This is a genomic window from Acuticoccus sp. MNP-M23, from assembly GCF_031195445.1.
Classification (GTDB): Bacteria; Pseudomonadota; Alphaproteobacteria; order Rhizobiales; family Amorphaceae; genus Acuticoccus.
Genome location: NZ_CP133480.1, coordinates 814,194 through 826,096 on the forward strand (window position 1 = coordinate 814,194; position 11,903 = coordinate 826,096).

At 66.5% G+C, this 11,903-nt stretch carries 12 protein-coding genes; 11 read left to right on the plus strand and 1 reads right to left on the minus strand.

Features of this window, described 5'->3' with window-relative positions:
• Position 1 precedes the first annotated feature (1 nt).
• The 3 genes from RDV64_RS03870 to RDV64_RS03880 are packed head-to-tail and all read left to right on the plus strand — an operon-like array spanning position 2 to position 2,167.
• Positions 2-481: an ureidoglycolate lyase gene (locus RDV64_RS03870; protein WP_309197965.1), complete on the plus strand. Its 480-nt coding sequence runs from the start codon at positions 2-4 to the stop codon at positions 479-481.
• A complete protein-coding gene (locus RDV64_RS03875) occupies positions 471-1,409 on the plus strand; it encodes a polysaccharide deacetylase family protein (protein ID WP_309197966.1) in 939 nt (312 codons plus the stop codon). Before RDV64_RS03870 ends, RDV64_RS03875 begins: the two co-directional genes overlap by 11 nt.
• Positions 1,406-2,167: an SDR family oxidoreductase gene (locus RDV64_RS03880; RefSeq protein WP_309197967.1), complete on the plus strand. Its 762-nt coding sequence runs from the start codon at positions 1,406-1,408 to the stop codon at positions 2,165-2,167. The genes RDV64_RS03875 and RDV64_RS03880 overlap by 4 nt, the downstream gene beginning before the upstream one ends.
• Positions 2,168-2,186: 19 nt before the next feature.
• Here RDV64_RS03880 and RDV64_RS03885 read toward each other — a convergent pair whose 3' ends face one another.
• Positions 2,187-2,963 (minus strand): SDR family oxidoreductase, encoded by a 777-nt coding sequence (locus RDV64_RS03885; protein WP_309197968.1) that lies wholly within the window; start codon positions 2,961-2,963, stop codon positions 2,187-2,189.
• 550 nt (positions 2,964-3,513) lie between these two features.
• Here RDV64_RS03885 and RDV64_RS03890 point away from each other — a divergent pair.
• From RDV64_RS03890 to RDV64_RS03925, 8 genes are all read left to right on the plus strand, one after another.
• Positions 3,514-4,686: an enolase C-terminal domain-like protein gene (locus RDV64_RS03890; RefSeq protein WP_309197969.1), complete on the plus strand. Its 1,173-nt coding sequence runs from the start codon at positions 3,514-3,516 to the stop codon at positions 4,684-4,686.
• 1 nt (position 4,687) lies between these two features.
• Positions 4,688-5,446 carry an SDR family oxidoreductase gene (locus RDV64_RS03895; RefSeq protein WP_309197970.1) on the plus strand — a complete coding sequence of 253 codons (759 nt, stop codon included), beginning with the start codon at positions 4,688-4,690 and terminating at the stop codon, positions 5,444-5,446.
• Between the two features lie 22 nt (positions 5,447-5,468).
• Positions 5,469-6,437 (plus strand): substrate-binding domain-containing protein, encoded by a 969-nt coding sequence (locus RDV64_RS03900; protein ID WP_309197971.1) that lies wholly within the window; start codon positions 5,469-5,471, stop codon positions 6,435-6,437.
• A 64-nt stretch (positions 6,438-6,501) separates the two neighbouring features.
• Entirely contained in the window at positions 6,502-8,031 is a 1,530-nt protein-coding gene (locus RDV64_RS03905) for a sugar ABC transporter ATP-binding protein (RefSeq protein WP_309197972.1), read from the plus strand.
• Positions 8,028-9,017 (plus strand): ABC transporter permease, encoded by a 990-nt coding sequence (locus tag RDV64_RS03910; protein ID WP_309197973.1) that lies wholly within the window; start codon positions 8,028-8,030, stop codon positions 9,015-9,017. The genes RDV64_RS03905 and RDV64_RS03910 overlap by 4 nt, the downstream gene beginning before the upstream one ends.
• A 3-nt stretch (positions 9,018-9,020) precedes the next feature.
• Entirely contained in the window at positions 9,021-9,758 is a 738-nt protein-coding gene (locus tag RDV64_RS03915; RefSeq protein WP_309197974.1) for a FadR/GntR family transcriptional regulator, read from the plus strand.
• Positions 9,758-10,621: an SMP-30/gluconolactonase/LRE family protein gene (locus tag RDV64_RS03920; protein ID WP_309197975.1), complete on the plus strand. Its 864-nt coding sequence runs from the start codon at positions 9,758-9,760 to the stop codon at positions 10,619-10,621. Before RDV64_RS03915 ends, RDV64_RS03920 begins: the two co-directional genes overlap by 1 nt.
• A gap of 162 nt (positions 10,622-10,783) precedes the next feature.
• Positions 10,784-11,839, plus strand: coding sequence for an extracellular solute-binding protein (locus RDV64_RS03925; RefSeq protein WP_309197976.1), 1,056 nt, complete (start codon positions 10,784-10,786; stop codon positions 11,837-11,839).
• Positions 11,840-11,903: the final 64 nt, after the last annotated feature.

Here is an 11,903-nt window from a genome sequence, read left to right on the forward strand (position 1 = left end):
CATGATTGACCCGACCGCGACGCTCCAGGCGCGCGCAGCCACTGCGGAAAACTTCGCCCCCTTCGGCGCCATCGTTCCGGCGCCGGCCGTTGGCGACCGGATCCCGCTGCCGCTTTCATTCGATGGCGAACCCACAGACGGCGAGGCGCGCATGTCGCTGAACTCCGTCCTGCCGCCCGAGGCGGCGGTGCCCCTCACCATCGAGCGGCATCCGTTCAGCGTGCAGGTGTTCGTACCGCTGGGCGACGAGCCTCTTCTGGTGGTCGCCGCCCCGCCGGAGATCGAAACGCCCGGTGCGGGCGATTTCACAGCCTTCGCCATCCCGCCGCGCCACGCCGTCATCTACCGTGTGGGCACCTGGCACCTTGGCATGGCCTCGCAGACGGCACCGACCACCGTTGCCGGCTTCATCCGCCGCATCGCGGACGGCAGCGACACCGAGATCCGCCAGCTGGAAGGAGCCTTTGCCATTGTCGTCTGAACCAGCCCTCCCCCGCGACTTCGTCGGCTACGGCGCCAATCCGCCGGATCCCAGATGGCCGGGCGGCGCCCGCCTTGCGCTCAACATTGTCGTCAACGTGGAAGAAGGGTCCGAACCGTCGGTGCCGGACGGCGATGCGGTCTCCGAGACCGGGCTTGCCGAAGGCGGCGGTGCTGCCTTCGAGGGTCGCGATCTCGCCGCTGAATCCATGTTCGAGTATGGCAGCCGTGTCGGCTTCTGGCGCCTTCTGCGCATCCTCCGGGCCCATGATGCACCCGCCACCTTCTTCACCTGCTCGCAGGTGCTTGAGCGCAATGCGGAAATTGCCGCCGCCATCCGCGATGCCGTGGCCAGCGGTTCCGGCGATGTGTGTGGCCATGGCCAGCGCTGGGAACGCCACCAGACGCTGAGCCGCGAGGCCGAGGAGCAGGCGATTGCCACCGCGTTCGCCTCGCTGACCCGCCACACCGGAACCGAGCCGATGGGCTGGTACTGCCGCTATGCACCCACAGTCCACACCCGTGACATTGTGGTCGCCCACGGCGGCTTTGCCTACGACAGCGACGCCTACAACGACGAGCTGCCCTACTGGACCCACGTGCGGGACCGGGCTCACCTCGTCATTCCCTACAGCCTCGCCATCAACGATGCGAAATTCGCACGCGGCGCCATCGCCACGGCCGGCCAGTTTTTCGAGTATCTCAAGGACAGCTTCGACATGCTTTACGCCGAGGGCGAAACCGCTCCGAGGATGATGTCCGTCGGTCTTCACTGCCGCGTGGCGGGGCATCCCGGCCGGGCGGTCGCGCTGACGCGCTTTCTGGAACATGTGGCGGCGCACGAGGGTGTGTGGCTCTGCAAGCGCGGCGACATTGCGCGCCACTGGGCCCGCAATTTTCCGGCTCCTGCCAAAGGAGTGGCGGCATGAGCCGGCTTGAAGGCAAGAAGGCCGTGGTGATCGGCAGCGGCACCGGGATCGGCCGCGCTGTGGTGCAGCTCTTCGCCAGGGAAGGCGCCGACATTCTGGCAGCCGACCATGGCAAGGACGACGAGCTTGCCTCGCTGCGGGCCGAGGTGGAGGCCATGGGCCAAACCTGCCTCACCGCCGCAGTGGACGTGCGCAACCCGGCCGAGATCGACGCTGCCATCGCCCGCGCCCACGAGGCGTTCGGCCGGATCGACGTTCTGGTGAACAATGCCGGCGTGTCCGCGCCGAAAAAGCCGTTCCAGGAGCATGACGCTGCGGTGTGGGACGCTGTCCTCAGCGTCAACCTCATGGGGGTGGCCCATGCCATGCGCGCCGTGGTGCCGATCATGCTGGCGCAGGGCTCCGGGTCGATCATCAACACCGCGTCGCAGCTGGCCCACAAGCCTGCGCCCGGCAACAGCATCTACTGCGCCTCCAAGGCTGGCGTTGTGGCACTGTCGGTTTCGGTGGCGCAGGAGGTTGCGGCGGATGGCGTGCGCGTCAACATCGTGTGCCCCGGCCCCATCGACACGCCCATGTGGCGCACCGGCGCGGCCGGCAACCCCGCCTGGGCCGAATGGAAGCTGAATTCGCTGCCCGCAAAGCGCCTCGGCACCCCCGAAGAGGCCGCCCACGCCTACGTCTACCTGGCGTCGGACGAGAGCACCTACATGATCGGCCAGAGCGTTTCGCCCAATGGCGGCGACGTGATGTGGTAGCGCCGTCGCGCCGGGCGCCTTAGCGGCCCCCGGTGCTCCCCGCAACAAGAAAGCCGCCGCCCGAAACATCGAGCGTCGCGCCTGACACGAACGACGCCTCGTCCGACAGCAGGAACAGGATCGGCGCCGCAATCTCGGCCGCCTCCGCCGGGCGCTTCATCCCGATGGTCGCCACAATCTCAGCCATTACGGCCGGGTTTTCCCGCAGCGCTGTCGTCATGTCCGTCATCGTCACGCCCGGACGCAATGCGTTGACGCGGATGCCCTCGGCGGACACCTCCTTGGCAAAACCGACGGTGAATGCATCCACAGCCGCCTTGGACGTTGCGTAGGCGCTCGCCTCGCGCCGCCCGCCGATGGTCGCCGCCATCGACGATACATTGACGATGGCCCCGCCCTTCCCGCCATTGGCAGTCGACATCAGCCGCGCCGCCTCCCGGCAGCACAGCATGGTCCCGACAACGTTGACCCGCATCAGATGAGCTAGCGCGTCACCGTCAAAATTCTCGACGCGCCCGTGGACGCTGATCCCGGCTGAATTGACGAGCGCAGTCGGCACGCCAAGCTCGGAAACAACGGCCTCGAACATTGCGCTTATGGCTTGTTCATCCGCAACATCAGCGCCGACGGCCATGGCACGGCCACCGCCATTCCGGATCTCCGAAACGATGCTGTCCGCCGCGGCGCGGTCGGCGCGGTAATTGACGGCGACCGCAAAACCCTGCCGCGCCGCGAGCCGGCAGGTGGCAGCGCCGATGCCCCGCGATCCACCTGTGACGAGAATTATCTTTTCCAAATTAAGCCCTCCTCCGCGCCTCTTTCACCCAGAAGATGCCACATCACGCGGCAACGCCAGAGGGTTTGGACGGCGCGCCGCGCCGGAGTCTCACTTGAAAGAGCGAGGGTGTTCCCCCTCGCGCTCCCCCCGTTCGCCACGTGGCAGGGGTTCAGGACAGATCAGCCGCTTCGCGTCTGCCTTGCCTGAACCCCTGATGCGAGCGTTTCGCGGGCAGCCGCGGGGTCAAGGCCCCGTCCTCGCCATGCTCGCCGCCGGCTGCGCGTGGCTCCGGGCGAAGCCTTGACCCCGCCTCTACCCTCATTCGGCTCCCACCGCTTTTATATCGTATTTATATGTTGCTTCTGTAATATTTTTATGGGAGCTTCCAGGCAACGAAGAACAAGAACGTCCGGGGGGACCCGTCAGGAGCGGCCGGATTTGCGCGTGGCATCGCTGCGCCCACTGCCGCCTTCCCGTCATTCTTGTTTCTCGCGGCGCAACCTCGCGCTTCGGATCAATGCAATTTTTTCGTGCAGGCCAGCCTGCGCGCTTGCCGGGAGAACAGAGCTTGCGGATCACCGGGATCGACGCGCTGGTGTGCAATGCGGTCATGCGCAACTGGATCTTCGTCCGGGTGAAGACCGACGTGCCGGGCCTTGTCGGCTACGGCGAGGCGACGCTGGAGTGGAAGACCCGCGGCGTCGTCGGCACCATCTCCGACCTTGAGCCGCTGCTCGTCGGCAAGGACCCGCGCGACATCGAGCATTTGATGCAGACGATGCTCAAGCACGGCTTCTGGCGGCTCGGCGTGGTTGGCATGTCCGCCGTCTCCGGCATCGAGCTTGCGCTTTGGGACATTCTGGGCAAATCGCTCGACCAGCCAGTCTGGCGGCTTCTGGGCGGCAAGTGCCGGGATTTCTTGCGCGTCTACACCCACCTTGGCATGGGCGAGATGGGCTCGGTCTACGAGACGCTGGAGGGCGAGCGGCTGGCGCAAAAGGGCCGCGAGGTGGTCGACGCCGGCTACGATGCCGTCAAGGTCGTGCCGATCCCCTACACCCACTACACCGCCTCCAACCGGAACATCGACGCTGTCGGCCGGATGCTGACGGGCCTTCGCGGAACCGTCGGCCCCGACGTCGACATCATGGTCGATTTTCATGGCCGCCCCGCGTCGCGCCATGCGGCGCTCGCCTATATCGAGGCGCTGGCGCCTGCCCGGCCGCTGTTCGTGGAAGAGCCGGTGCCGCCGGAGGATCTGGACGGCACGGCCTTCCTCACCGCCCATTCGCCGGTGCCGATTGCAGCAGGCGAACGGTTTGTGGGGCGGCGCGAGTTCGCCCCTGCCGTCGCGCGCCACGCATTCGACATTGCGCAGCCGGACATCTGCCACACCGGCGGCATTCTGGAGACCAAGAAGATCGCGGCGCTTTGCGAGACGGCGGGCATCGGCCTTGCGCCGCACAACCCGCTGGGGCCGATCGCGGGGGTGGCCGCGCTGCATTTCGGGATCTCCACGCCCAACTTCATCATCCAGGAAGAGATGGTTGGCGCCGTGCCCTGGTACGACGATGTCGTCGGCTGGCCCATCGCGCGCACGCCCGGCCGCTGGGATTGCCCCGAGAAGCCCGGTCTCGGTATCGAGGTGAACGAGGCCGAGATCGCGAAGCACCCCTTCGAGCAGGAAGTGCTGCACACCGCCAACGCCGTCATGCCCGACGGCACAGTCGTGGATTGGTGAGATGATGGATCGCTTGAAAAACAAGGTGGCGCTGGTCACAGGCGCCGGACAGGGGATCGGCGAGGCCATCGCGCGCGCGTTCGCCAGCGAAGGCGCGAAAGTGGTGGTCGCCGAACGCAACGAGGCGACCGGCGCGAAGGTCGCCGAAGAGATCGGCGGGCTTTTCGTGCGCACCGACGTGACGGTGGCCGCCGACGTTGCGGGCGCCGTGCAGGCCGCACAGACGCTTGGCACGGTGGACATTCTGGTCAACAACGCCGGCGCCAACGTCTTTTACCGGCCGCACGAGATGCCGCGCGCGGAGTGGGCGCGCTGCATGGCGCTCGACCTGGAAGCCTGCTGGGCGATGGCGGAGGCGGTGCTACCGGGGATGCGGGCGCAAAAGCGCGGCGCCATCGTCAACATTGCCAGCGTGCACGGGTTCAAGATCATCCCGCACACCTTCCCCTACCCCGTCGCCAAGCACGGGCTGATCGGGCTCACGCGGTCGCTCGGCGTCGAGTACGCACCCGAGGGGGTGCGGGTGAACGCCATCGCGCCCGGCTACATCGATACTGAGATTGCGCGCGACTACTGGGCGGAGTTCGACGACCCCGCCGCAGAGCGCGCACGGGCCGAGGCGATGCATCCCGCCCGGCGCATCGGATCACCCGAAGAAGTCGCAATGACCGCGGTGTTCCTCGCCTCCGACGAGGCGCCCTTCATCAACGCCGAGACCATCGTCATCGATGGCGGACGCTCGGCGCTTTACCACGACTGACCCCAACGGGAGGAAAAACCACATGAAGAAACAACTTCTTGCCGGCATCGCACTCGCCGCCCTGACCACCGCCGCCTCGGCGCAGGACGACGTGAAGATCGGCTACATCAACAAGATGGGCGACCACCCCTGGTTCGTCGCCGAAGTGGACGGCGCCCGGAAGGCGGCCGAGGCCGGCGGCGCCGAATTCGTCAGCCAGGACGTGCAGTTCAACGCCGACCTCACCATCACCACGCTCGACACCATGATCGGCGACGGCGTGAAGGGCATCGCCATTGTCGTGCCCGACAAGGCGCTCGGCCCCGTGGTCGCCGCCCGCGCCAAGGAAGCCGGCGTGCCGCTGATTGCAGTGGACGACGACATCAACTTCGAGGACGGCACGCCGGTGCCTTACGTGGGCCTCAACGCCTACTCCATCGGCCGCAACGTGGGCGAGGAGCTGGCGCGGCTTTACAAGGAAGAGGGCTGGGCGGACGAAGAGGTGCGCGTTGCCTCCATCGAGGACCGCAAGGCGGACACCTGCATGCAGCGCAACAAGGGCGCCGAGGAAGCCTTCCTCGAGAACGTGCCGGACTTCGACCCCGAGAACGTCGTCCGCGTTCCCTACGACAACACCATGGTCAACTCCATCGACGTGATGACCACCACGCTGACCGCCAACCCGCAGGCGACCAAGTGGGTGTTCTTCTCCTGCAACGACGACGGCGTTTTGGGTGCCGCGCGCGCCATGGAGAACTCCGGCTATGCGGCGGCGGACGGCATGGGCGTCGGCATCGACGGCAGCCGCGCCTGCGATGCGTTCGGTTCGGGTCGCGATTCGGCGTTCCGCGGCACCATGTGGCTGAACTCGGCCAACCACGGCCGCCAGGCGGTGGAGCTGTTGCTGGCCTCGATCAAGGACGGCACCGAGCTTCCGGCGGCGACCTACTCGGACCCCGAGCTGATCAGCATGGACAACTTCGCCGACTACAAGGACCGCCTCTGCAACTGAGGCCGTCCGGGCGGGCCCGTCGCGGCCCGCCCCCTTTCCCGACAATCACCGAAAGGCTTGACCCGTGAGCGGTGAAACCATTCTCAAGGTCGATGGCATCGGCAAGACTTTTGGCGCGGTGACTGCGCTGGAGGGACTGACGCTCGACTTTCGCGCCGGCGAAGTGCTGGCGCTGGTGGGCGAGAACGGCGCTGGCAAATCCACCCTGATGCGGCTGATCGAGGGTGTCTTCGGCCCCTCTTCCGGCACCATTGTGGTGGACGGCGCGGCGGTCTCGTTCTCCGGCCCCAGCGATGCGCACGGGCACGGCATCCGGGTGATCCACCAGGAGCCCGAAATTGTCCCGCACATGAGCGTGGCGGAAAACATCTATCTCGGCCACCTCCCCAAATTCGCCGGCGTCTTGCTCGACCGGCGCAAGCTCAACCGGATGACCGACGCGCTGCTCGCCGAATTCGGCATGGCAAGCGAACTCTCCGCCAGCCGCCACTGCGAGGGCCTTGGCCCGGCGCAGCGGCAGATGATCGAGATCATGCGCGCCGTCCACGCCGGCGGCCGCCTGATCGCGTTCGACGAGCCGACGTCTTCGCTGACGGACGACGAGGCGCGGCGCCTGTTCAAGATCATCGACCGGCTGCGCAGCGAGGGCGTCGCGGTCATCTACATCTCCCACCGCCTTGCCGAGGTGAAGGCGCTCGCCGATCGCGTCGCCGTCCTGCGCGACGGCCGGCTGGTGGACGTTGTGCCCGTCGACACCGTCACCGAGGAGACAATCGGCGAGATGATGGTCGGCCGCGCGCTCAGCGACCTCTACCCGCCGCGCGATCCCTCCACCGGCGCCGTGGTGCTGAAGGTCGATGGCATGACCACCGACCATGTCACGGACATCTCGTTTGACCTCAAGGCCGGCGAAGTGCTCGGCATCGGCGGCCTGATGGGCGCCGGACGGTCCGAGCTTGCCAAGGGCATCTTCGGCTTCCACCGCCGCAAGGCCGGCACCGTGACGCTCAACGGCAAGGCGCTCCCCTCGGGCGACACCGCCGCTGCCATTGCCGCCGGCATCGGCTTTGCGCCGGAAGACCGCAAGGAGGAGGCGCTTCTCCTGATGCAGTCCATCCTCGACAACGCGGTCCTGTGCATTCCGGACAAGGTGTCTTCCGCCGGCTTTTACTCCCGCGGCAAGGCGCTCGGCGTCATCCGCGCCATTGCGGAGCGGCTGTCGGTCAAGGCGCCGTCGCTGGACACGCCCGTTTCCAGCCTGTCCGGCGGCAACCAGCAGAAGGTGGTGCTCACCCGCTGGCTCGCCGCCGAACCCTCCGTGCTCATTCTGGACGAACCCACCCGCGGCATCGACGTCGGCGCCAAGGGCGAGATCTACCAGACCATCCGCGCGCTCACCGACAACGGCCTCGGCGTCATCGTCATCTCCTCGGAAATGCCGGAGCTGATCGGCATGTCGGACCGCATCCTCGTGATGTCGGACGGCCGCATCCGGGCCGAATTCAGCGCGGACGACGTGTCCGAAACCGCCATCCTCAACGCCGCAATGCCCCATGGCGCACCGGCGCGACCCCTCGCGGAAGAACTCGCATGACCCTTTCCAGCCCTGCCGAAGCCCGGCCCACCCCCACGCTGACCCGCATTGTGGAGCGCGTCGGCATCCACAATCTCAGCCTCATCCTGGCGCTGGTGGTCCTGCTCGTCATCTTCGGGACGCTCCGGGGCGACGTGTTCTTTTCCACCCGCAACATCCTCAACATCGGCATGGGGGTCGCGATCCTCGGCGTCCTCGCCATCTCGCAGACGGCGGTGATCGTGTCCGGCGGGCTCGACATCTCGGTCGGGTCCATCGTCGGCCTTTCCACCGTCGCCACCGCCATGGCGATCCAGCAGACCGACGCTGCCGGTGTCGGCATTGCGGCAGGGCTTGCCATCGGTGCGATGGCCGGGCTCGTCAACGGCCTGCTCATCACCTACGGGCGGATCAACGCGGTGATCGTGACGCTGGGCACCATGGCGATCTTCCGCGGCGTAGCGTTCATCCTGTCCAACGGGCAGTCGATCTCCATCTTCAACGATGCGTTCCGCTGGATCGGCATCGGCCGCGTCATGGGTCTGCCGGCGCCGATCTGGATCCTGATCCTCGTCGCCGTCGCGTTCTACATCTTCATGCACAAGTCCATCAAAGGGCGGAACCTCTACGCCATCGGGGGCAACCCGGTGGTGGCACGGCTTTCGGGCATGAACCTCACCGCCTACCGGGTGTCGATGTACATCCTCTCGGGCTTTGTCGCGGGAATTGCAGGCATCCTTCTTGCCGCGCGCACCGGGTCGGGGCAGCCGATTTCGGGGTCGCAGGGGCTGGAACTGGAAGCCATCACCGCGGCCTTCCTCGGCGGCTGCGCCATGCAGGGCGGCAAGGGAACTGTGGTCGGCGCGCTTCTGGGTGTTGCGATCATCGGCATTTTGAACAACGGAATGATCCTGACCTCCGTGCCGACCTTCTACCAGATGCTTGCCAAGGGAACGCTGTTGATCCTCGCCGTCTTCCTCGCCGAATACCGGCTCAACAAGAGCTGATGGATGGAAGACCAACGCGCTGACAAGACGCGCGCCGAACGCCCGCGCGCCCATGTGGTCTCCACACTCGCCAAGCAGATCCTCGGCGGCACGTTCGTGCCCGGCGAGAAGCTTCCCTCCGAGGCTGATCTCAGCGAGCGTTTTTCCGTCAGCCGCACGGCACTGCGCGAAGCCATCCGCACCCTCGCCGGCAAGGGGCTGATTGCCAGCCGAACGCGCTCCGGCACCGTGGTGCTACCATCGACCCAGTGGAACCACCTCGACCCGGAGCTTCTGGCCTGGCGGGAGATGATGGAGCCGGACTACGCGTTCATCCGCAGCCTCAACGAATCGCGGATGGCGATCGAGCCCGCGGCCGCGAGGCTTGCCGCCGAGCGCGCCACCAGCACGGATCTCGGGCACATCGATGCGGCGTTCGCGTGGATGAACCGAGCAACGACCAGCGACATCGACGACGCCGCAAAGGCGGACGAGGCCTTTCACTTCGCGGTGCTGGTGGCCAGCCACAACCCGTTCTATGCCAGCTTCGGTGCGGTGATCGGGTCAGCGCTGCGGATGAGCTTCCGCCTCACCACATCCGCCTCGGCCAACTACCGCAAGACGCTGCAGATCCACGGCGAAGTCCTCGAAGCGATCCGGATGCGCGACCCGGTTCTCGCTGGACAAGTGATGCATCAACTGGTTGCCATGGGCAGTTCCGACCTTGCCCGTATCACAAGGCTCAAGGAGGGTGACACCTGATGGCTGAAATCACACTGGCTGCCCACACGGACGATGTGCTGGGCGAAGGCCCCGTCCACGACGCCGCCGACAATTCGTTCCGCTGGGTCGACATCATGACCCGGCGCTGGCACCGGCTGGACCTTGCCTCCGGCGCCGTCACCTCGCTCACCTTCGACACGGCGCTGACCGGCTTCGCGCCCGCGGCCTCCGGCAACTATGTGGGCGCGTTCTGGGACGGGATCGCGCTGTTCAACGCCGACGGCCAGCGCAGCCCTTTCCTGCACCAGCCGGAAGCGGACCGCGCCGACAACCGCTTCAACGATGCCGGCACCGATTCCGCCGGACGCTTCCTCGCCGGCACGATGAACATGGCCGGCGGCAGCGACGGCACGCTCTACCAGCTCGGCGCAACGGGCCGCCTCGAAATCCTGCGGACCGATATCGGCATCGCCAACACCATCGCCTTCAGCCCCGACGGCAAGATCCTCTACAACGCCGACACGGCCACCCGCGACCTCGGCGCCTACAATTACGACCCGGACACCGGCACGCTGGGCGACCGGATCGACAGCTTCCGTCCAGACCCCACCCTGCCCGGCTCGCCCGATGGCTCGGCCGTGGATGCCGAGGGCTACCTGTGGAACGCAAGGTGGGATGGCGGCTGCCTCATCCGCTTTGCGCCGGATGGCTCGACCGACCGCATTCTCGATCTGCCGGTGGAGAAGGCCACGTCCTGCGCCTTCGTCGGCACGAGCCTCTACATCACCACCGCCACGGTGGAGATGACCGATGCCGCGCGCGCCGCGCTTCCCATGTCCGGCGGTCTCCTGCGGGTGGATGTGGGGATCGAAGGCGTGCGCCGAACCCCCTACGCCCGCTGACCGGCGAAACAGGCGGCACAATCAATTCATTGCCGCAATGCTTTGGACTTGCAGCCGGGCAAGCTGCCTGACACCTTGTCGGTGCAGGCGATGCTGTTTGCATGCAAACGCAGACCGCGGCAGCCGTGCGTCAATGTCCACGGATAGACTGGGGAGTGAGAGATGCGCCCACAACTGGCTTCCATCGCCATTGCACTGGCGGTTGCCGGCGCCGGCAGCACTGCGGCCACCGCGGAGACGATCCGCGTCCTCAACTGGCAAGGCTACGGCACGGATGAAGACTGGGCCGTCAAGGCATTCGAGGACGAGACCGGCCACACCGTCGAGCACGAATATTTCAACTCCGAGCAGGAGATGCTCACCAAGCTCCGGACCAACCCCGGCGGCTACGATGTGGTGCTGATCAACAGCGCCTACACCCCGCAGGCGGCAAGCGAGGGACTGATCGAGCCGCTCGACATGGCCAAGCTCACCAACGCTGCCGACGCGATTGCCGACCTGCGCGACAACCCCAACCTGATGATGGACGGCAAGCACTACGGCGCCGCCTGGGTGTGGGGTGCCACGTCCTTTGCCATCAACACCGACAAGATGGCCGCGCCCGACACCATCGAAGTGCTGTGGGCGGACGACATGGCAGGGCGCATCGGCTGGCGTGACGACGCGGTGGAATCGGTACAGCTCACCGCAATCGCGTTGGGGCAGGACATCAACGACCCCAAGGACATGGATGCCATCCGCGAAAAATTGCGGGCGCTGAAGCCGCAGATCCGCACATTCTGGACATCCGAGAACGACTGGAACCAGTACATGGCATCCGGCGAATTCGACGCTGCCACCTACTGGAGCGGCTCGGCGGCCCGGTCGGCCACCAATTTCGAGCTGCCGGTCGAATTCGTCATTCCGAAGGAAGGCGCCATCGGCTGGCTTGACGGCCTCTCCATCGCCAAGGATGCCCCGAACCCGGACGCAGCCTACCAGTTCATCGACTGGATGATCGACCCGGACTTCTACGTGAAGTGGGACACCGACGTGGGCGCACCGGCCTCCGCCAATGCCGCCGCCATGGACCAGCTGCCCGAAGGCGCGTTCAACCGCGAAGTGCTTGCCAAGGCCGCCGACGAAGGCCGGCTCCAGTTCATGGGGCCGATTGCGGACGACACCCGCAAGAACATGCTTGAGCTGTGGCAGGAAACGAAGACCTACTTCCAGGAATAGGCCGGAGCTTCGGCGTTGAGCACCAGCACGCCCCACCCCGCGCGGCGCCCGTCCGCCGCGCGGT

What these genes read in the sequence shown, in the direction of transcription:
- RDV64_RS03870 (WP_309197965.1), top strand. Translation starts at nt 2, where the DNA reads ATGATTGACCCGACCGCGACGCTCCAGGCGCGCGCAGCCACTGCGGAA.
- RDV64_RS03880 (WP_309197967.1), top strand. Translation starts at nt 1,406, where the DNA reads ATGAGCCGGCTTGAAGGCAAGAAGGCCGTGGTGATCGGCAGCGGCACC.
- RDV64_RS03895 (WP_309197970.1), top strand. Translation starts at nt 4,688, where the DNA reads ATGATGGATCGCTTGAAAAACAAGGTGGCGCTGGTCACAGGCGCCGGA.
- RDV64_RS03900 (WP_309197971.1), top strand. Translation starts at nt 5,469, where the DNA reads ATGAAGAAACAACTTCTTGCCGGCATCGCACTCGCCGCCCTGACCACC.
- RDV64_RS03910 (WP_309197973.1), top strand. Translation starts at nt 8,028, where the DNA reads ATGACCCTTTCCAGCCCTGCCGAAGCCCGGCCCACCCCCACGCTGACC.
- RDV64_RS03915 (WP_309197974.1), top strand. Translation starts at nt 9,021, where the DNA reads ATGGAAGACCAACGCGCTGACAAGACGCGCGCCGAACGCCCGCGCGCC.
- RDV64_RS03920 (WP_309197975.1), top strand. Translation starts at nt 9,758, where the DNA reads ATGGCTGAAATCACACTGGCTGCCCACACGGACGATGTGCTGGGCGAA.
- RDV64_RS03925 (WP_309197976.1), top strand. Translation starts at nt 10,784, where the DNA reads ATGCGCCCACAACTGGCTTCCATCGCCATTGCACTGGCGGTTGCCGGC.